The organism is Ferriphaselus sp. R-1 (genome assembly GCF_000746095.1).
In the GTDB taxonomy this organism is placed as follows: Bacteria; Pseudomonadota; Gammaproteobacteria; order Burkholderiales; family Gallionellaceae; genus Ferriphaselus.
Genome location: NZ_JQKP01000013.1, coordinates 20,481 through 38,765 on the forward strand (window position 1 = coordinate 20,481; position 18,285 = coordinate 38,765).

Below are 18,285 nucleotides of genomic sequence, written 5' to 3' on the forward strand. Positions count from 1 at the left end.
ACAGACAGATATGTCAGAGGCACACGAAAATTACCTTCACCTCCTCGTCTGCATCGACCGTCTTAACAACGCGTGGAGTACCCTCCTGACGATCAAAGCGAATCCAAGCAACCCCTTATCAGGCCCCGCATTCCGATATGCCCTGGTTGAATATGCGACGGCTTTCACGCGGTCAGATGGTAGTGTCAGAAAACGCCGAACCTTGCACGACTCTGTAGTACCTGCGGAATATGCGGAATTGCATAAGAGGATAGTTGATGCGCGGCACTCCATTCACGCCCATGCCGATCTCACCGCACTAGATGCTCAGCTCCACATAGCCCATCTGAGGGGCAAGAAGTGCATCTCAATAGTCCAGAATCACATTACTGGCTTGGAGGAGTTGTCTAAAATTGAGGTCGTTATCTCCATGATTGAGGCTGTACTCAAGCGCCTCTATGAGTTGCAGCGAACAGGTGAGCTTGGAATTTTGGCCTGATTGTCGTGAGAAATATGCACATACTCACCTCTTAGGGCATTAGATACGCCATTTATTCCGCTTTGACTGTAATGCTTCCAAAAGCCTTTTTGATAGGCTACCCCCTCAACCAGAAGAAAAACCCATCCCTCTCCAGCTCAGGAGCTACATGAAAGTGTGGAGCATCCGGGTTTGTTGACGGCCCAGGCGGGGCGTTTGGCGGTGAGTTCGGGCGGCAGGTCTGCGCTATAGGGTTGGCGGGCAGCTTGCATGAGCCGGTCCAGCATGGACAGGTCGCCTTGTTCGGCAGCTTCGATGGCTTGTTGGGCCAGGTAGTTGCGCAGGATGAAGCGGGGATTGACGCGATTCATGCGCGTGCGCCGTTCCGCATCGCTCTCCTGCTGGCGGCCCAGTCGCGCCGCGTAGCGCTCCAGCCATTGCTGGAACAGGGCGCGATGGTTCTGCATCAGGTGCTCCTGATAGAACGCCGGGCGCAGCAACTCGACATCCACCGAGCCTTGCTTCAGCTCGGCCAGTGCGCGGAAGAATTCGCTCATGTCCACCTCGGCGCGCTGCATCAGGTCGAAAATGTCTTCCACCAGGGCGGCATCGCCCTCTTGCCAATCGAGCCAGCCGAACTTGGCGGCGAGCATGGCGGACAAGCCGGTTTGCAAAGAGGTATCGAACTGCGCGAGGCCGTCATCCAGCCAGTTGCGTGCAGGCAGGACGCGCTGCAACGCCTCGGCCAGCCGCTCCAGGTTCCAGCGGGCGACCGCCGGTTGCTGGGCGAAGCAGTAACGTTTCATCCCGGCATCCGTGGTGTTCGGTGTCCAGCCCGGATCGAAATCCTCCACCCAGCCATAAGGTCCGTAATCGATGGTCAAACCGAGGATGGACATGTTGTCGGTGTTCATCACCCCGTGTACGAAACCGACGCGCAGCCACTCCACCATGAGATGGGCGGTGCGCTCGCAGACCTGGCGGAACCAGATGGCGTAGCGCTCGGCAGGCGCACCGACGATCTGGGGAAAGTCTCGGTCCAGAGTGAGATCGAGCAGACGTTGCAGCAAGGCCTGCTCGCCATGTGCTGCAAGTATCTCGAAGTTGCCGAAACGGATGAACGATGGGGCGACGCGGCAGACCACCGCGCCGGGCTCGGCGCGCGGATGGCCGTCGTAGAACATGTCGCGCACGACCTGCTCGCCGGTGGCGATGAGACTCAAGGCGCGCGTGGTGGGGATGCCGAGATGGTGCATGGCTTCACTGCACAGGAATTCGCGGATGGACGAGCGCAGCACGGCACGACCATCGGCACGACGCGAATAAGGCGTGGGGCCGGCCCCCTTGAGTTGCAACTCCCAGCGCTGCCCTGCCTGGTTCAGTATCTCGCCCAGCCCGATGGCCCGGCCATCACCCAGTTGTCCCGCCCAGTTGCCGAACTGGTGGCCGCCGTATCGGGTGGCGTAGGCGCTCATCCCCGGCAACAACTGGTTCCCGCAGAACGCCGCCAGGAACTCCGGCGCACGCACATTGGCTGCACTCAAGCCCAAGGTCGCGGCGACCTCACTGGAGTGTGCCAGCAAGACCGGCTGGGCGACAGGCGTGGGCTGTACCGCCGCCCAGCATACGCCGGGGGTCTGGCGTGAGCCGGGCGCGCCCGAGGTATCGCCCGGCAGCTCGCGAAGCAAGCGATTATCAAACTGGAGCCGGATCATGGCTCGCTCTCATGAGGTAGGTTCAGGCGCTGGCGCAGGATGTCATTTGCGCTTCACGGCCACCAGCAAGGCCAGGCTGCCCAGCAACACGTAGGCCAGCAGCGACCATTCCGGGATGCCGAGGTTGAACAGGGTCCAGCCCTGCTCCGCACACTCGCCCGAGCCGTGCAGCAGTTCCTTCAGCACGTCGGCCATGGGGAAGTTCTGCAGCATGTAGTCGAGACCGGGGCCGCAGGCCGGGACCTGGTCCTTGGGCAGGTGTTGCAGCCAGATGTGGCGACTGGCGACACCGATCCCGGTAAAGGCGAGCAGGCCGATGAGAAAGCCGTAGGCCTTGGCACCTGCGGCGCGGGGATTCTGCAAGGTCGCCAGCAGGAAGAAGAATCCCATCAGGATGAAGATCACACGCTGCACCATGCACAGCGGGCACGGCTCCTGATGCAGAAAGTATTGCAGGTAGAGTGCGCCGCAATACAGCCCGACGATGGCGAGGAAGCCGATCAGGTAAGGGGTGCGGCTGCGTGGTGCGCCGGCTGCAGGTCGTTTCGCCATCATTCCACCTCGTCTATCCAGGCCATCTGGATGGCCTCCAACACCTTCTCACCGCCGCGACCGTGCTCGTCGTCGAAGCCAGGCAAGTCCACCACCCAGTTGTGCAGATCGGTGAAACGCACGCTGCGCGGGTCGATCTCCGGATGCCGTTCGGCCAGTTCGATGGCGATATCGCTCACATCAGTCCATTTCATCGGTGTCCCTCTTTGGTCATGTTGATGGTGTACTTGGGGATCTCGACCACCAGGTCGCGGTCAGCCACGACCGCCTGGCAACTCAGGCGCGAGTTCGGTTCCAGCCCCCAGGCCTTGTCCAGCATATCCTCTTCCAGATCATCAGCCGCCGCCAGTGAAGCGAAACCTTCGCGGATAACGACGTGACACGTAGTACAGGCGCAGGACTTCTCGCAGGCGTGTTCGATGTCGACCTCATGGTCGAGCAGCACCTCGATCAGCACCGTGCCGGCATCGGCCTGCAACACCTTGCCTTGCGGGCACAACTCCGGATGCGGAAGTACGATGATTTGCGGCATTTACATCTCCAGATCGGACAGTTTCTTGCCGCCCAGCGCACGGGCGACGTTGTTATCCATGCGTCGCTGGGCAAAAGCAACGGTCAGTTCGTTCAGTTTCGAGACGGCGCGCTTGATGGCGGGCAGATCGCTGCCGGGCAGCACCGCGCCCAAAGCCGCCATCCCGTCCTGTATTGCGGCACGCTCATCGGGGGCGAGCAACGCGGTGCCATCCTCATCCAGCGCATTCTGCACGGCTTCCAGCAACTGCCGGGCTTCGACCTGCTGCTCGCGCAACGCCCGCGCCCGCATGTCGTCGGCGGCATGGGCGTTGGACTCGGCCAGCATGCGTGTCACTTCCTCGTCGCTCAGCCCATAGGACGGCTTGACGGTGATGTGCGCCTCCACGCCCCGGCTCATCTCGCGGGCGGAGACGCTCAGCAGGCCGTCGGCATCTACCTGATAGGTCACCCGGATGCGCGCCGCGCCCGCCACCATGGGCGGGATGCCGCGCAGCTCGAAGCGCGCCAGCGAACGACAGTCGGCCACCAGCTCGCGTTCGCCCTGCACCACATGCACGCTCATCGCGGTCTGACCGTCCTTGTAGGTGGTGAATTCCTGCGCCCGCGCGGTGGGAATGGTGCTGTTGCGCGGCACGATCTTCTCGGTCAGCCCGCCCATGATCTCGATGCCTAGCGACAGCGGCAGCACGTCCAGCAGCAGCCAGTCGTCACCGCTGCGGTTGCCCGCCAGCACATTGGCCTGAATGGCCGCGCCCAGCGCCACCACCTTGTCCGGGTCGAGGTTGGTCAGCGGGGTCTGGCCGAAGAACTCCGCCACAGCGCGTTGCACCTGCGGCATCCGTGTCGCACCGCCCACCATCACCACGCCTTTGACCTCCTCCACCGTCAGCTGCGCATCGCGCAAGGCACGGCGCAGCGGTTGCAAGGTGCGCGACACCAGGTTGCGCGTCATTTCATGGAATACCTGCTGGGTCAGCAGGTTGTCGATGATCTCGCCGCCGGAAAGCACGGCGGTGATGCGCGTCTCGGCGTGCTCGGTCAGCTCTTCCTTGGCAGCACGGGCGCGGGTCAGCAGCAAGCGCGTGTCGTGCGGGTTCAGCGGCGGCAGCTCGTTCTGCGCCAGCAGCCAGCAATAGATGCGATGGTCGAAATCGTCGCCGCCCAGCGCCGAATCACCATTGGCCGCGAGCACCTCGAACACGCCGCGCGACAGGCGCAGGATGGAGATATCGAAGGTGCCGCCGCCAAGGTCGTAGACCGCGTAGACACCCTCGCTGGCGTTGTCCAGCCCGTAGGCGATGGCGGCGGCAGTCGGCTCGTTGAGCAGACGCAACACATTGATGCCCGCCAGCCGCGCTGCGTCCTTGGTGGCTTGGCGCTGCGCGTCGTCGAAATAGGCGGGCACGGTGATGACCGCTCCTACCAACTCGCCGCCCAGCGAGGCCTCGGCTCGGGCACGCAACTGTTTCAGTATCTCGGCGGAGACTTCCACCGGACTTTTTACGCCAGCGACGGTGCGCAACTGCACCATGCCGGGAGCCTGTCCTGAGCCTGTCGAAGGGATATCCACGAAGCGATAAGGCGAACCGCTGACATCGCCGATGTCCTTCAGTCCGCGCCCCATGAAGCGCTTGGCCGACACGATGGTGTTGGATGGATCGAGGTTCTGCGCAGCCTGCGCCGATTCGCCCACCTGTACGCTGCCATCTTCCAGGTAACGCACCACCGACGGCAGCAGCAACCTGCCCTGTTCGTCGTTCAGCACCACGCTGATGCCGTTGCGCACCGTGGCGACCAGCGAATTGGTGGTGCCCAGGTCGATGCCCACCGCCAGCCGATGCTGGTGCGGCAAGGTCGAAAGACCGGGTTCGGAAATTTGCAGTAGGGCCATTCTGGTTTTGAGTCGCAAGACGTAAGACGTAAGTTATGGCGCTGCACCAACTTACGTCTTACGTCTCCCGACGGCTTTCAATTATCTATCTCATCAAACGCGGCAGAGATCTCTTCCGCCAGTTTCTCCATGAAGCGGAGTTTGCGCACCGTACCGGCTGCGGCGGCGGGATTGTAGTGGTTTTCGTCGTCCAGTTGCAGGGCGAGTTGCTGTTGCAAGCTGCGCGTATCGGACTGCAAACGGCGCTGCAAGGCATCCAGCGCGTCCACATCCGACCGGCGCGCCGCCTCTTCCACCGCCTCGCGCCGCTCCATCTGCTCCATCAGGAAATCGACCGGCATCGCCGTATTGGTCTCTTCCTGGGTATCGACACCGCGCAGCTTCAGCAGATATCGGCCCCGGTTGAGCGGGCTGCGCAGCGTCTGGTACGCCTCGTTCACCCGCGTCGCCCACTGCATGGCGAGCCGCTGCTCGGCTTCGGTCTGGTGGGCGAACTTGTCGGGATGGACCTGCGACTGCAAGGCGCGGTAATGCTCGTCTAGCAACGCCCCCTCGATCTGGAAGCGCGCCGGGATACCCAGTAGCTGAAAGAAATCTTGCGTGGGATCGAAGACGGGCGCAGCCATTACACCTTGAAGCTTTCGCCGCAGCCGCACTGGTCCTTGACGTTGGGGTTGTTGAACTTGAACCCCTCGTTCAGCCCTTCGCGGGTGTAATCCAGCTCCATGCCGTTGATGTAAGGCAAGCTCTTGGGATCGACCAGCAAGGTGACACCATGGCTCTCGAAAGTCAGGTCGTCGCTGGCCACCTCATCGGCGAACTCCAGCTTGTAAGCCATGCCGGAGCAGCCCGAGGTCTTCACGCCCAAGCGCAGGCCAACACCTTTGCCGCGCTTGGTGATGAAGTTCTGCACATGTTTGGCTGCGCTTTCGGTCAAAGAGACAGACATGGTCTTCCTTTCAGCAACTGCCCTTGCAGGCATCGGTTTCGGTCAGCGCGCCGTGTTTGGCACGATAGTCCGCCACGGCGGCCTTGATCGCGTCTTCGGCCAGGATGGAGCAGTGGATCTTCACCGGCGGCAGCGCCAGTTCCTCGGCGATGGCGGTGTTCTTGATCGCCAGTGCCTGATCCAGCGTCTTACCCTTGACCCACTCCGTCACCAGCGAGCTGGAGGCGATGGCCGAACCGCAGCCATAGGTCTTGAATTTCGCATCCTCGATCACGCCGTCATCATTGACGCGGATCTGCAACTTCATCACGTCGCCGCAGGCCGGCGCCCCTACCATGCCGGTGCCGACACTGCCGTCGTCCTTGCTCAAAGCACCCACGTTGCGCGGGTTCTCGTAGTGATCCAGTAATTTTTCGCTGTAAGCCATTTGATGCTCCTTTCAGTCGCAGTCGCAAGACGTAAGTTGTTAGACGTAAGTTAAGGCGACTCCAACTACCAACTCACGTCTTACGTCTGCCAACTGCCTCTAGTGTGCCGCCCACTGCACCGTGTTCAGATCGATGCCGTCCTGGTACATCTCCCACAACGGCGACAGGTCGCGCAGTTTGCCGATCTTGTTCTTCAACAGTTCGACAGCGTAATCCACTTCCTCTTCGGTCGTAAATCGCCCGATGGAGAACCTGATGGAGCTATGCGCCAGTTCGTCACTGCGCCCCAGTGCGCGCAGCACGTAGGACGGCTCCAGGCTGGCCGAGGTGCAGGCCGAGCCGCTCGATACCGCGATGTCCTTCACCGCCATGATCAGCGATTCGCCTTCGACAAAGTTGAAGCTGACGTTGAGGTTGTGCGGCACGCGCTGCGTCATGTCACCGTTCAGGAACACTTCCTCCATGCTGGACAAGCCGGCCCACAGGCGGTCGCGCAGCTTGCGCACGCGCTCGTTCTCGGCTGCCATCTCCTCCTGCGCGATGCGGAAGGCCTCGCCCATGCCGACGATCTGGTGCGTCGCCAGCGTACCGGAGCGGAAACCGCGCTCATGCCCGCCGCCGTGCATCTGCGCTTCCAGCCGCACGCGCGGTTTGCGCCGCACATACAGCGCGCCTATGCCCTTGGGACCGTAGGTCTTGTGCGCGGAGAAGCTCATCAGTTCGACCGGCAGCTTGGCCAGGTCGATCTCCACCTTGCCGGTCGCCTGCGCCGCATCCACATGGAACACGATGCCACGCTCGCGACACAGGTTGCCGATGCTGACGATGTCCTGGATCACGCCGATCTCGTTGTTGACCAGCATCACCGAGACCAGCACGGTGTCAGGGCGCATCGCCTCACGCAGCGTGTCGATCGAGATCAGTCCATTGGGCTCGGGGTCGAGATAGGTCGCCGAAAATCCCTGGCGCTCCATCTCGCGCACCGTGTCCAGCACCGCCTTGTGCTCGGTCTTGACGGTGATGATGTGCTTGCCCTTGCCCGAGTAGAAGTTGGCCGCACCCTTGATGGCGAGGTTGTTCGACTCGGTCGCGCCCGAAGTCCAGACGATCTCTTTGGGATCACAGTTAACCAGTGCCGCCACCTGCTGACGCGCCGTTTCCACGGCCTGCTCCGCCTCCCAGCCATAGGCGTGGGAACGCGAAGCCGGATTGCCGAACCTCTCCACCAGATAGGGGATCATCTTCTCGGCCACGCGCGGATCGACCGGCGTAGTGGCGGAATAATCGAGATAAATTGGGAAGTGCAAAGTCATATCGGGTCGCACTCAGGCCAAAGCGGTTTTACGGGTCACCGTGACGGGCACGCCATTGGCGCCCTCGGTCAGATGCTTATCCACCAGTTGCTTAAGGTTGACCTGCCCAAGGTAGTCATAGATCGTCTTGTTCAAGCCCATCCACAGATCGTGTGTCAGGCAGGGCTTGCCGTCGTGGCAATCACCTTCGCCGCCGCACTGGGTCGCCTCGACCGCCTCATCGACCGCAGTGATGATCTCGGCCACCGTCACTTCCGCTGCCGGACGCGCCATACAGTAGCCGCCACCCGGGCCACGCACGCTTTCCACGATGCCGGCACGACGCAACTTGCCGAACAACTGCTCCAGATAGGACAGCGAAATCCTTTGCCGCTCGCTGATCCCGGCCAGCGTCACCGGCGCATAACCGCCACGCGATGCCAGATCGACCATCGCCGTCACAGCGAAGCGCCCTTTAGTGGTGAGTCTCATTTTGCCTCTCCTATTACCTTGTCAACTTTAGGGGTAGAAACCATGCTCATAGCGGGGCGAATAATAGAATGACCAACTCTTTCAGTCAACAATTTTATTCAGGTAATTCGGATCGAACTTGTCGGCGGTGGCACGCTCCTCCTCCACCTTCACGCCCAGCTTCTCCAACTGCTGCAGGATCAGTTCGATGCGCTGATCCACCACCGCCGTGTGGCCGAGCAGGCCGTGGATGGCCTTGGACATGGGATCGTTCTGGTCATTGCCGATGCCATAGGGATTGAAGTGCTTCTGCGTGTCGCGCGCCTCGTCGAGGATACGCGCCGGGATACCCACCGCCGTCGCGCCCGCCGGGACATCCTTGACCACCACGGCGTTGGAGCCGATCTTGCCGCCCGCGCCTATGGTGATCGGCCCCAGGATCTTGGCCCCGGCGCCCACCACCACGCCATCGCCCAGCGTCGGATGGCGCTTGCCTTCCTTCCAGGACGTGCCGCCCAGCGTCACACCGTGATACAGCGTCACGTCGTCGCCGATCTCGGCGGTCTCGCCGATCACCACGCCCATGCCGTGATCGATGAAGAAGCGGCGGCCTATGGTCGCACCGGGATGGATCTCGATGCCCGTGAACCAACGCCCGACGTGCGACACGAAGCGGGCCAGCCACTTGAAACCGCCATGCCAGAGCTTGTTCGCCAAGCGGTGGAACACGCGCGCATGGAAACCCGGATAGCAGGTCAACACCTCGAAGGTGCTGCGCGCCGCCGGGTCGCGCTCGAACACGCTGGCGATATCTTCTCGAATTCCCTTGAACATCATTTTTCCGTTGTCTGCCCTGCTTTTTTTGCGTGGTACTCCAGCGATACCGTCAGTATCCCGCGCAGGATGTTGATCTCTTCCTGCTCCAGCCGCGCCCGCGCATACAGGCGGCGCAGTTTGTGCATCAATTTGGTCGGATGCTTGTTGTTGAGGAAGCCGACCTCGACCAGGGTCTGCTCCAGATGCTGATAGAAACGCTCCACCTGCTCCGCCGGGGCAGGCCGCAGGTCCGGCGCACCGCAATCACCCTGCCCCGCCGCCAGCCGCATCTCGTAACTCAGCAACTGCACCGCAGCCGCCAGATTGAGCGAGCTGTATTCCGGGTTGCAGGGAATGCGTACCATGATCTGGCAACGCGCCGCCTCCTCGTTGGTCAGCCCGGACATCTCGGTACCGAACAACAACGCCACCGGCGCTGCCACCGCTTGCTGCATCAGCAAAGCCGTCGCCTCGCGTGGTGGCAGCACTTCCTGCGAGATGTCGCGCACCCGCGCCGACATGCCGGCCACCAGCACGCAACCCTGCAGGGCTTCGTCCAGCGTGGCGCACACCACCGCGCCCTCAAGGATGTCGTCCGCCCCCGCCGCCATCGCCGTCGCCTGGGCATCGGGAAACTGCTTGGGGTGAATCAGATAGAGCCGCGACAGGCCCATCGTCTTCATCGCCCGCGCCGCTGCACCGATGTTGCCGGGATGGCTGGTGTGGCTCAGCACCACGCGCACATTACTCAACAAATCCACTCTATCCAAAACGCGCCCTGCTTATATGCTGTAAAATGCGCGCCCTACGCAATGTTGACCGAAAGTTTCCCATGCATCCCATGCTCAATATCGCGGTGAAAGCCGCACGCCGCGCTGGCAACCTGATCCACCGCGCCGCCGACAAGATCGACCACCTCACCGTCACCAAGAAATCCCACTCGGATTACGTCAGCGAGGTCGACCGCGCTGCCGAGCAGACCATCATCGAAACCCTGCTGGAGGCCTATCCGGGGCACGCGATTCTAGCAGAAGAGAGCGGCACCCAAGGCGATTCGGAATTCGTCTGGATCATCGACCCGCTGGATGGCACCACCAACTTCCTGCACGGCGTGCAGCAATACGCGGTCTCCATCGCCCTGATGCATCACGGTGTGCTGACCCAGGCAGTGATCTACGATCCGACCAAGAACGACCTGTTCACCGCCACCCGTGGCCGTGGTGCCTTCCTCAACGACCGCCGCATCCGCGTCAGCAAGCGCGTCCAACTGGCCGATGCGCTGGTCGGCACCGGCTTCCCCTACACCAACTTCGACCATGAAGAAGCCTACTTCGGCATCTTCCGCGAGCTGATGCACAAGACCTCCGGCCTGCGTCGCCCCGGCGCGGCTTCGCTGGACCTGGCCTGGACCGCTGCCGGTCGCTTCGACGGGTTCTTCGAGACCGGCCTGAAGCCGTGGGACATCGCCGCCGGCTGCCTGCTGATCACCGAAGCTGGCGGCATGGTGAGCGATCTGGCTGGCAGCGACAACTTCCTCAAGAGCGGCCACATCTGCGCCGGCAGCCCGCTGATCCACGAACAGATGCTGAAAGTGATTCAGCCGCACCTGAGCGACGCGCTCAAGGCCTAGGCCTGAGAACGACAATGCCCGCAGATGCGGGCATTGTTCTCTGATTAGCGCGGGTCAGAACCTCAACCTCATTTCGATATGCGGGATGCCCGCATCCATGAACGTTTCGCCGTGCTCGGTGAAATCGAAGCGGCGGTAGAACGGGACTGCATGCACCTGCGCATGGACCAGCACACCGGGCAAATGCCGCCCGCGCGCGTCGGCCAGCAAAGCCTCCATCATCGCCGTCCCGACCTTCAACCGCCGCCATTCGGGCAACACGCTCATGCGCCCGATCTGCGCCTGCGGTGTCAAGCGGCCACAGCCTATGGCCTCCCCTTTGGGGCTCAGTGCGAGGATGTGCCGACATACGGCATCCAGGCCATCCCACTCCAGTTCTTCCGGCACCTGCTGTTCGCGGATGAACACCGATTCGCGCACTGTACGCAACAAGGGCTCGCCGTCATGCCAGGAAACGGGATGGACGGTAAAAACTGGACTCATGGCAACTCCTTTCAGGCGATCAGATTGACCGGGGTGCCGACCGGCACCTGATCGAACAGCTCGATGAGGTCACGATTGCGCATGCGGACGCAACCACGCGAACCCGGTTTGCCGAGCTCGGTCCCATCGGGCGTGCCGTGGATGTACACATAGCGCCGCATGGTATCGCAACTTCCGAGGCGATTGAAACCGGGCTCGCAGCCGGACAGCCAGAGGATGCGCGTCAGGATCCAGTCACGCCCCGGATAGGCCGCGCCCAGCTCCGGCGTATGAATCTCCCCCGTGGGGCGGCGACGCACGAACACCGCACCTTCAGGCTGACCCGCCCCGATCTTGGCGCGGATGAGGTGCCGACCGCGCGGAGTACAGAAGCTGCCGCTCTCCTCGCCCATGCCGTGCGCCCCCGTCGAGACCGGGTAACGGGCCAGCAGGGTACCGGCAGCGTCGCGCAATTCAAGCGTCTGGGTCGGAATATGGATATCGATGTTCATCCAGCGTCGCACTCGTTCGTGTAGGTATTAAGGCAGAGGCCCGAGTATAGCAATCAGAGCGGCAGGAATGAATCAAAGTAACCAACCAGAATGTATGGTTATAATGCGGCCACGCTACGCAGCCTTACGGGGTACATCGGTGTCACCATCCGGCAACAAGCCACAACGCAAGATCACACTAGCCCTGCTGCTCGGTGTCTTCCTGTGTACCAGCCTGGTCGCTTATCTCGTCATCCGGGACACGGTGCGCGAGACCATCGAGAACCAGGCCGTCGCCTTCGCCGAGATCGCCGCAGTACAAGCCACTACCGCGCGCTCGGTGTATGCCCGCGAAGTCGCCGAAAAGCTCCGCCGGGACGGTTATGGTCCGAACGTGGACTACACACATATGCCGGGCTATGTGCCCATCCCCGCCCAGTTCCTGAAGATGCTCGGCCAGGCATCGACAGCCAACACGTCCAGCCTGTTCCAGTACAAGCCGGTCAGCAAATGGAACCTGGAAAGCAGTCAAGGGCTGTCCGACGAATTCCTGCGCTGGGCCTGGCCGCAGATCGAGCGGCAGGACAGCACCGCCCCCTCGGGACCGATAGCCTGGAAGCCGGTGTGGCGCTTCGAGCAACAAGATGGGCAACGTGTGCTGCGCTACCTGAGCGCAGATGCCGCCTCCCAGCCATCCTGCGTCAACTGCCACAACGCCTACGAAAGCTCACCCGAGATCATCTCTCGTCGCAAGACCGACCATATCCAGACCGGCAAACAATGGCAACAACACCAGTTGATGGGTGCCATCTCCATCACCATCCCCCTGAGCAAGGTCGAGGCAATGGCCGCAGCACGGGTGCAGAAGACCAGCGTCCTGATCTTCTGCATCCTGTTCGCCAGCCTGGTCTCGGCGATCTGGTTCAGCCGCCGGCTGATCCGTCAGGAGATCAATCTGAACGAGGTCGAGCGCGAACTGCTCAGGTCGGAGAAGGAGACGCGCGATGCCAAGGAACTGCTGCTGGCCAAGCAGGATGTGGAGCGCGCGTTCAATGAGCTATCTGCCTACTTGCAGGCGATAGACCAGCACGCCATCGTATCGGTGACCACGCCGGATGGGCGCATCATTCAGGTGAACCGGAAATTCTGTGAGGTGAGCGGATACAGCGAGGCAGAGCTCATCGGCCAAAGCCACAGCATCGTCAATTCCGGCATCCACCCGCCGGAGTTCTTCCGGGAGATGTGGGAGTGCATCAGCCGTGGCGACATCTGGACCGGCGAGGTGTGCAACCGCACCAAGTCCGGCGAGTTGTACTGGGTGGATTCCAGCATAGTACCGCTCAAGGATACCGATGGCCGCATCACTCGGTACATCTCGATCCGGCTCGACATCACCGCCCGCAAACACACCGAGCAGCGCATGACCCACCTGGCCAATCACGATGCGCTGACCGGCCTGCCCAACCGCTATCTGCTTCAGGACCGCTTCCACGCGGTACTGGCACGCTGCACCCGCCACCGCGCCGCAACGGCGGTCATGTTCATCGACCTCGACGAGTTCAAGCCCATCAACGACACGCTGGGACACAAGGTCGGCGACCTGTTGCTGGTCGAAGTGGCCAAACGGCTGCGCGCAGGCGTGCGCGAGGTAGACACCGTATCGCGTCACGGTGGGGATGAGTTCATCATCCTGCTGGCCGAGATCTCCAATACCCAAGACGCTCAGTCTCTGGCCGAAAAGCTGCTGGATGCCCTCAACCAGCCTTACCCGATCATGGGACAAGCGCTGCACATCAGTGCCAGCATCGGCATCGCCACCTTCCCGGAGGATGGCGATAGCATGGAGGCGCTGCTGAAACACAGCGATCTTGCCATGTACTACGCCAAACAGAGCGGCGGGAACAGTTGCCAGCTCTACCGGGCCGACATGCACAAGTAAGCGATCAGGCTGCCCGCTGCGCGGCCCGACGCGCCGCGAAGAAGCGACTCAACATCGAACCACAATCCTCGGCCAGCACGCCACCTTCGACAGCGGCATGATGGTTGATGCGGGCCTCGGCGAACAGGTCGAGCGCGCTGCCCGCCGCACCTGTCTTGGGATCGCGCGCGCCGTACACCACGCGGGCGATGCGGGCATGGAAGATGGCACCGCTGCACATGGCGCAAGGCTCCAGCGTGACGTACAGCTCGCAGCCCGGCAGCCGGTAGTTGCCCAGCCGTTGCGCCGCGTCGCGCAACGCCATCATCTCGGCATGGGCCGACGGGTCGTGTCGCGAGATGGGCGCATTGAACCCCCGCCCGACGATCTCGCCAGCCAGCACCACCACCGCGCCCACCGGCACCTCGCCCAGTGCCTCAGCCTGCTGCGCCAGCTCCAGAGCCGCACGCATGAAGGATTCGTCAGCAGTGCGCGTCAATTCACACCCCGAACAGCCTGCGGAAATTCTGCGTGGAAGCCGCCCCGACCTCGTCCGCCGTCAGCCCCTTGAGGCGCGCGATCTCTTCGGCGACATGCTTCACATAGCCGGGTTGATTGAGTTTGCCGCGATGCGGCACCGGGGCCAGGTACGGCGCATCGGTCTCGATCAGGATGCGCTCCAGCGGCACCACGCGGGCGACCTCTTTCAGCGCAACCGCGTTCTTGAAGGTGACGATGCCGGAGAAGGAGATGTGAAAACCCATGTCCAGCGCGGCCTGCGCCACAGCCTCGGTCTCGGTGAAGCAATGCATCACACCGCCCGCCTCGCGCGCCCGCTCTTCCCGCATCAACCGCAAAGTGTCGGCAGCGGCCTCGCGGGTATGGATGATGAGCGGCTTACCTATCTCCCGCGCGGCGCGGATGTGTGTGCGGAAGCGCTCGCGCTGCCACTCCAGGTCGCCCGTGAGTCGGAAATAATCCAGCCCGGTCTCGCCGATGGCGACCACGCGCGGGTGCGTCGCCAGCTGCACCAGCCGCGCCACATCCGGCTCCTCTACGCCCTCGTAGTCGGGATGTACGCCGACCGAGGCGTAGAGATTGTCATGCTGCTCGGCCAGCGCCAGCACCTGCGGGAAATCTTCCAGGTTCACGCCCACACAGAGGGCCATGCCAACCTCGTTAGCGCGCATCAGGTCCAGCACGCTGACCAGGTTGGCAGAGAGTTCGGGGAAATTCAGGTGGCAGTGCGAATCGGCGTACATCGGTCTCAGGCGTAACAGTGTTGGTAAGCGGCGAACAGGGATTCCAGGAACAGTCGCGGGTTGAGTGGATGGGAGGCTTCGCGGCGGGCAGTCAGCAGGTCGCGCTGGAAGTTCATCAGTTGCAACGGTGCCACCCTGTCGGCCAGCTTGCGCAAAGCGGCTGCATGGTTGCCGTGATAGCGCACCCTGCCGGTCGATCGCACCGAGGAAAGGTCGTAACACCATTGCTGCAACCAGTGCACCACTTGGGGCAACTCGGTGCGCTGCAACTTGTCAGCCAGCGCCAGATAGTCCACGGACGGTGCCGCGCACAAAGCCTGCAGCAAGATGGCGCGTCCGGCACCCTGCTCCTGCGTGGCCAGCTCCAGTGCCAACAACGGCGCAAACCCGGCTTGCGCAAGCACGGCCTCGGCATCGGTCACTCCCTGCTCGCTCAGCCAGCGGCAAGCGGTTTCGGCAGGCGGCAAGGTCACCGCGAACGCCAGGCAGCGACTGAGGATGGTCGGCAAAAGCTGCTGCGGCTTGTGCGTCACCAGCAGGAAATGCAAGCCGGGCGTGGGCTCTTCCAGCGTCTTGAGCAGCGCGTTGGCGGCAGCGGGCGGCATCGATTCGGCGGGCGAGATCACCACCACGCGACGCTGTCCCTGATGGGCGGATTGATTGAAGAAATCCTCAAGCGCGCGCAACTGCTCGATCCTGATGACCTTGGACTTCTTCTTGTCCGCCTTCTCGCCCTCGATCGCCTCTCCTGCATCGCCCACGGCATCCGCCTCCGACTGCACCAGACGAAAGTCGGGATGCGAACCCTGCTCGAACCAGTGACAGGACGCACACTTGCCGCAGGCCTGACCGTCGTCGTCAGGATGTACGCACAACAGGCTGGCGGCAAAGGCCAGCGCCAGATCCAGCTTGCCTATGCCCTGCCCGCCCTTCAGCAGCAAGCCGTGGGGCAAGCGCTGGCGCAACGCCTGCAAGCGCTGCCAATCCTCCTGCTGCCACGGGTAGAGTGCGTTCATAGCCGATCCAGCACGGCTTGTACTTGTGCGCGCACCTGCTCCAGCGTCTGCACCGCGTCGATCACGGCGAAGCGCTGCGGCTGCTGGCGCGCGCGGTCCAGATAGGCGCTGCGCACGCGCTGGAAGAATCCAGCCTGCTCGCGCTCGAATTTGTCCGGCTCGCGCGCATCGGCCAGCCGTGCCTTGGCAACTTCCACCGGGATGTCGAACAGCAAGGTCAGATCGGGACGAAAGTCGCCGCAAGCCCAGCGTTCCAGCGCCTCCAGCCGGGCGATGTCCATGCCGCGCCCACCGCCCTGATAGGCAAAACTGGCGTCGCTGAAACGATCCGACACCACCCAGGCCCCGCGCGCCAGCGCTGGCTTGATGACCTGCTCGATGTGCTCGACGCGGGCGGCGAACATCAGCATCGCCTCGGTATCCATGTGCATGGACTGGTGCAGCACCAGCTCGCGCAGTTGCTCGCCCAGCGGCGTGCCGCCCGGCTCGCGGGTCAGTACCACGTCCACGCCGCGCGCGCGCAGCGCCTCGACGAAACCATGCAGATGGGTGGACTTCCCCGCCCCGTCGACGCCTTCAAAGGTGATGAATTTTCCGCTCACTTCTTCCCTGCTTTCAATTGGTAGCGGGCGACCGCCCGGTTGTGCTGTTCCAGTGTTTCGGAAAATTCCGAGCTGCCATCGCCGCGCGCCACGAAATACAGCGCTTTCGTCTCAGCCGGATGCAGCACCGCCTGCAAGGCCGCCGCTCCCGGCAAGGCGATCGGCGTCGGGGTCAGCCCGCGACGGGTATAGGTATTGTACGGCGTATCGGCGACCAGATCGGCGCGCCGCAGATTGCCGTCGAAGCGCGCGCCCAGGCCGTAGATCACCGAAGGATCGGTTTGCAAGGGCCTGCCGATGCGCAGCCGGTTCTCGAACACCGCCGCGATCAGGGCGCGGTCTTGCGGCGCGCCAGTCTCCTTCTCCACGATAGAGGCCAGGATCAGCGCCTGATACGGCGACTCGAACGGCAGCCCGTCGGCGCGGACCTCCCACTGCTCCGCCATCACCCGCGCCATGGCCTGATAGGCCTGCTTCAGCACCGCCAAGTCGCTCTCGCCCCGGCTGAACAAATAAGTGTCGGGGAAGAAGAAACCCTCGGCCTGCGCACCTTCCGCGCCGATGCGGCGCAGGATCTCGGCCTCGCTCAGTCCGACGCTGTCGTGCGCCACATCCGGGCTGGCATCCAGCGCCGCGCGCAACTGGCGGAAGCTCCAGCCTTCGATCACGCTGAGCTGAGCCTGACTGAATTCGCCGTTGCGCAACATCTCCAGCAGGCGCAGCGGAGTCACCGGCTGATCGAGCCGGTAGCCACCGGCCTTGAGCTGCTCCGCCTGCCCCATCGCCCGCGCCAACAACACGAAGGGCAACTCCAGGTTGAGCACGCCCGCTTCGCGCATCTGTCGCGCGGCGGACTTCAGTCCGCTACCCGGCTTGAGGGTGAAATCCCGCGGCGCTTGTGCCAACGGCAGCGGGGTCAAGGCGTAATAGCTCAACCCGCCGCCCAGCGTCATGACGAGCAGCACCAGCATCAACAGCAAACGCTTCACGGTAATGCCTCCAACGCCGCCGCCAACGCACGGGTGCGCGGGAAGGCTAGCCAGCTGCGCCCGGCGAGTTCGCGCACCGGCCACAGGCCGAACACGCTGTTGCAGACGAAGACCTCCTCTGCCGCCAGTACCTCGTCCAGTGGCAGCTCGCGCACTTCCAGCGGCTGGCCGCTGTGCAACGCCCATTCGAGGATGCGCTGACGCTGTACCCCGGCCACGCCGCAACGCGAGAGGTCGGGCGTCAGCAACACGCCGCCATGCCAGCAGAACAGGTTGCTGCGCACCCCGCCGATCACCCGCCCGGCTTCATCGCGCAACAGCCCTTCGGCGATGGCAGGATCGTTCCATTCGGCAGCGGCCAGCACGTTTTCCAGCCGGTTGAGATGCTTCACCCCGGCCAGACGCAACTGGGCCGACATGCGCAATTCGCACAGATACAGACGCACGCCCTGCTCTACCCATGCGGCGTTGGATGCGGGTAAGGGTGACAGCGACAGGAGACGGGTCGGATGCACCGCGGCAGGCGGCGCATAACCGCGCGGGCCGATGCCACGGGTCAGCGTCAGCCGCACCACGCCGTCGGGCTGCTCCCACGCTAGTTGCTCAATCTCGGTTTCCAGCAGGCGTGCGTCAGGACAGGGCAACAGCAGCGCGGAGCAGTCCTGTTGCAGTTTTCGGTAGTGGTGCGACCAATGAACAATGCGCCTGTCGAGCAGGCGCATTGTGCGGAAGACGCCGTCGCCATACATCAGGCCACGGTCGGCTGCGCTGATCGATTCACCGGGCAGGCCGTTGATCAGCATGGGATTT

22 protein-coding genes are annotated in these 18,285 nt (G+C 62.9%); 2 read left to right on the forward strand and 20 right to left on the reverse strand.

Annotation, left to right across the window (positions count from 1 at the left end; all coding sequences use genetic code 11):
• Window positions 1-615: 615 nt before the first annotated feature.
• The 12 genes from DM08_RS08665 to DM08_RS08720 form a co-directional block, all read right to left on the reverse strand.
• Window positions 616-2,172, reverse strand: a complete 1,557-nt coding sequence (locus tag DM08_RS08665; protein WP_035384265.1) for a protein adenylyltransferase SelO — start codon at window positions 2,170-2,172, stop codon at window positions 616-618.
• A gap of 42 nt (window positions 2,173-2,214) precedes the next feature.
• A complete protein-coding gene (locus DM08_RS08670; RefSeq protein WP_237560258.1) occupies window positions 2,215-2,727 on the reverse strand; it encodes a disulfide bond formation protein B in 513 nt (170 codons plus the stop codon).
• Window positions 2,724-2,918 (reverse strand): Fe-S cluster assembly protein IscX, encoded by a 195-nt coding sequence (iscX, locus tag DM08_RS08675; RefSeq protein WP_035384266.1) that lies wholly within the window; start codon window positions 2,916-2,918, stop codon window positions 2,724-2,726. Before iscX ends, DM08_RS08670 begins: the two co-directional genes overlap by 4 nt.
• Window positions 2,915-3,256, reverse strand: coding sequence for an ISC system 2Fe-2S type ferredoxin (gene fdx, locus DM08_RS08680; RefSeq protein ID WP_035384267.1), 342 nt, complete (start codon window positions 3,254-3,256; stop codon window positions 2,915-2,917). Before fdx ends, iscX begins: the two co-directional genes overlap by 4 nt.
• Entirely contained in the window at window positions 3,257-5,149 is a 1,893-nt protein-coding gene (gene hscA / locus DM08_RS08685) for a Fe-S protein assembly chaperone HscA (RefSeq protein WP_035384268.1), read from the reverse strand.
• Window positions 5,150-5,226: 77 nt separating this feature from the next.
• Complete coding sequence (gene hscB / locus DM08_RS08690; RefSeq protein ID WP_035384269.1) at window positions 5,227-5,775, reverse strand: Fe-S protein assembly co-chaperone HscB; 549 nt, start codon at window positions 5,773-5,775, stop codon at window positions 5,227-5,229.
• Window positions 5,775-6,098, reverse strand: a complete 324-nt coding sequence (gene iscA / locus DM08_RS08695) for an iron-sulfur cluster assembly protein IscA (protein WP_035384270.1) — start codon at window positions 6,096-6,098, stop codon at window positions 5,775-5,777. The genes hscB and iscA overlap by 1 nt, the downstream gene beginning before the upstream one ends.
• A 10-nt stretch (window positions 6,099-6,108) precedes the next feature.
• Window positions 6,109-6,525, reverse strand: a complete 417-nt coding sequence (iscU, locus tag DM08_RS08700) for a Fe-S cluster assembly scaffold IscU (RefSeq protein WP_035384271.1) — start codon at window positions 6,523-6,525, stop codon at window positions 6,109-6,111.
• A 99-nt stretch (window positions 6,526-6,624) separates the two neighbouring features.
• Window positions 6,625-7,839 carry an IscS subfamily cysteine desulfurase gene (locus DM08_RS08705; RefSeq protein WP_035384272.1) on the reverse strand — a complete coding sequence of 405 codons (1,215 nt, stop codon included), beginning with the start codon at window positions 7,837-7,839 and terminating at the stop codon, window positions 6,625-6,627.
• A 12-nt stretch (window positions 7,840-7,851) separates the two neighbouring features.
• Window positions 7,852-8,310, reverse strand: coding sequence for a Fe-S cluster assembly transcription factor (locus DM08_RS08710; protein ID WP_035384273.1), 459 nt, complete (start codon window positions 8,308-8,310; stop codon window positions 7,852-7,854).
• Window positions 8,311-8,391: 81 nt separating this feature from the next.
• Window positions 8,392-9,123 carry a serine O-acetyltransferase gene (gene cysE, locus DM08_RS08715; RefSeq protein ID WP_035384274.1) on the reverse strand — a complete coding sequence of 244 codons (732 nt, stop codon included), beginning with the start codon at window positions 9,121-9,123 and terminating at the stop codon, window positions 8,392-8,394.
• Window positions 9,123-9,866 (reverse strand): RNA methyltransferase, encoded by a 744-nt coding sequence (locus tag DM08_RS08720; protein ID WP_343282999.1) that lies wholly within the window; start codon window positions 9,864-9,866, stop codon window positions 9,123-9,125. The genes cysE and DM08_RS08720 overlap by 1 nt, the downstream gene beginning before the upstream one ends.
• A 71-nt stretch (window positions 9,867-9,937) precedes the next feature.
• Here DM08_RS08720 and DM08_RS08725 point away from each other — a divergent pair, with 71 nt between their 5' ends.
• On the forward strand, window positions 9,938-10,735 hold the full coding sequence (locus DM08_RS08725) for an inositol monophosphatase family protein (RefSeq protein WP_035384276.1): 798 nt from the start codon (window positions 9,938-9,940) through the stop codon (window positions 10,733-10,735).
• A 54-nt stretch (window positions 10,736-10,789) separates the two neighbouring features.
• On the opposite strand, the gene DM08_RS08730 is transcribed toward DM08_RS08725, so the two are convergent.
• Complete coding sequence (locus DM08_RS08730) at window positions 10,790-11,218, reverse strand: GNAT family N-acetyltransferase (protein WP_035384277.1); 429 nt, start codon at window positions 11,216-11,218, stop codon at window positions 10,790-10,792.
• 11 nt (window positions 11,219-11,229) lie between these two features.
• A complete protein-coding gene (locus DM08_RS08735; protein ID WP_035384278.1) occupies window positions 11,230-11,709 on the reverse strand; it encodes a L,D-transpeptidase in 480 nt (159 codons plus the stop codon).
• 139 nt (window positions 11,710-11,848) lie between these two features.
• On the opposite strand from DM08_RS08735, the gene DM08_RS12325 reads away from it, so the two are divergent.
• Window positions 11,849-13,627 (forward strand): diguanylate cyclase domain-containing protein, encoded by a 1,779-nt coding sequence (locus DM08_RS12325; RefSeq protein ID WP_051938034.1) that lies wholly within the window; start codon window positions 11,849-11,851, stop codon window positions 13,625-13,627.
• Window positions 13,628-13,631: 4 nt separating this feature from the next.
• Here the strand turns inward: DM08_RS12325 and tadA are convergent, their stop codons facing one another.
• Genes tadA through pabC form a run of 6 tightly spaced genes read right to left on the reverse strand, consistent with a single transcriptional unit; the run spans window position 13,632 to window position 18,278 of the window.
• Window positions 13,632-14,105, reverse strand: coding sequence for a tRNA adenosine(34) deaminase TadA (gene tadA / locus DM08_RS08745; protein ID WP_202593392.1), 474 nt, complete (start codon window positions 14,103-14,105; stop codon window positions 13,632-13,634).
• A gap of 1 nt (window position 14,106) precedes the next feature.
• The gene (locus tag DM08_RS08750) at window positions 14,107-14,868 is read right to left on the reverse strand and encodes a TatD family hydrolase (RefSeq protein ID WP_035384279.1); all 762 of its coding nucleotides are present in this window, start codon (window positions 14,866-14,868) and stop codon (window positions 14,107-14,109) included.
• A gap of 5 nt (window positions 14,869-14,873) precedes the next feature.
• Window positions 14,874-15,884: a DNA polymerase III subunit delta' gene (gene holB / locus DM08_RS08755; RefSeq protein ID WP_035384280.1), complete on the reverse strand. Its 1,011-nt coding sequence runs from the start codon at window positions 15,882-15,884 to the stop codon at window positions 14,874-14,876.
• Window positions 15,881-16,486: a dTMP kinase gene (gene tmk, locus DM08_RS08760; protein WP_035384281.1), complete on the reverse strand. Its 606-nt coding sequence runs from the start codon at window positions 16,484-16,486 to the stop codon at window positions 15,881-15,883. Before tmk ends, holB begins: the two co-directional genes overlap by 4 nt.
• A complete protein-coding gene (mltG, locus tag DM08_RS08765; protein WP_343282996.1) occupies window positions 16,483-17,475 on the reverse strand; it encodes an endolytic transglycosylase MltG in 993 nt (330 codons plus the stop codon). Before mltG ends, tmk begins: the two co-directional genes overlap by 4 nt.
• On the reverse strand, window positions 17,472-18,278 hold the full coding sequence (gene pabC, locus DM08_RS08770; RefSeq protein ID WP_035384282.1) for an aminodeoxychorismate lyase: 807 nt from the start codon (window positions 18,276-18,278) through the stop codon (window positions 17,472-17,474). The genes mltG and pabC overlap by 4 nt, the downstream gene beginning before the upstream one ends.
• Window positions 18,279-18,285 lie beyond the last annotated feature (7 nt).

Excerpts from the sequence above, each read along its gene's own strand:
- DM08_RS08665 (WP_035384265.1), bottom strand. The coding sequence starts at position 2,172 with ATGATCCGGCTCCAGTTTGATAATCGCTTGCTTCGCGAGCTGCCGGGC.
- iscX (WP_035384266.1), bottom strand. The coding sequence starts at position 2,918 with ATGAAATGGACTGATGTGAGCGATATCGCCATCGAACTGGCCGAACGG.
- cysE (WP_035384274.1), bottom strand. The coding sequence starts at position 9,123 with ATGTTCAAGGGAATTCGAGAAGATATCGCCAGCGTGTTCGAGCGCGAC.
- hscB (WP_035384269.1), bottom strand. The coding sequence starts at position 5,775 with ATGGCTGCGCCCGTCTTCGATCCCACGCAAGATTTCTTTCAGCTACTG.
- holB (WP_035384280.1), bottom strand. The coding sequence starts at position 15,884 with ATGAACGCACTCTACCCGTGGCAGCAGGAGGATTGGCAGCGCTTGCAG.
- DM08_RS08750 (WP_035384279.1), bottom strand. The coding sequence starts at position 14,868 with ATGTACGCCGATTCGCACTGCCACCTGAATTTCCCCGAACTCTCTGCC.
- DM08_RS08735 (WP_035384278.1), bottom strand. The coding sequence starts at position 11,709 with ATGAACATCGATATCCATATTCCGACCCAGACGCTTGAATTGCGCGAC.
- iscU (WP_035384271.1), bottom strand. The coding sequence starts at position 6,525 with ATGGCTTACAGCGAAAAATTACTGGATCACTACGAGAACCCGCGCAAC.
- fdx (WP_035384267.1), bottom strand. The coding sequence starts at position 3,256 with ATGCCGCAAATCATCGTACTTCCGCATCCGGAGTTGTGCCCGCAAGGC.
- DM08_RS08670 (WP_237560258.1), bottom strand. The coding sequence starts at position 2,727 with ATGATGGCGAAACGACCTGCAGCCGGCGCACCACGCAGCCGCACCCCT.
- pabC (WP_035384282.1), bottom strand. The coding sequence starts at position 18,278 with ATGCTGATCAACGGCCTGCCCGGTGAATCGATCAGCGCAGCCGACCGT.
- DM08_RS08710 (WP_035384273.1), bottom strand. The coding sequence starts at position 8,310 with ATGAGACTCACCACTAAAGGGCGCTTCGCTGTGACGGCGATGGTCGAT.
- iscA (WP_035384270.1), bottom strand. The coding sequence starts at position 6,098 with ATGTCTGTCTCTTTGACCGAAAGCGCAGCCAAACATGTGCAGAACTTC.
- DM08_RS08730 (WP_035384277.1), bottom strand. The coding sequence starts at position 11,218 with ATGAGTCCAGTTTTTACCGTCCATCCCGTTTCCTGGCATGACGGCGAG.
- hscA (WP_035384268.1), bottom strand. The coding sequence starts at position 5,149 with ATGGCCCTACTGCAAATTTCCGAACCCGGTCTTTCGACCTTGCCGCAC.
- DM08_RS08705 (WP_035384272.1), bottom strand. The coding sequence starts at position 7,839 with ATGACTTTGCACTTCCCAATTTATCTCGATTATTCCGCCACTACGCCG.
- DM08_RS08725 (WP_035384276.1), top strand. The coding sequence starts at position 9,938 with ATGCATCCCATGCTCAATATCGCGGTGAAAGCCGCACGCCGCGCTGGC.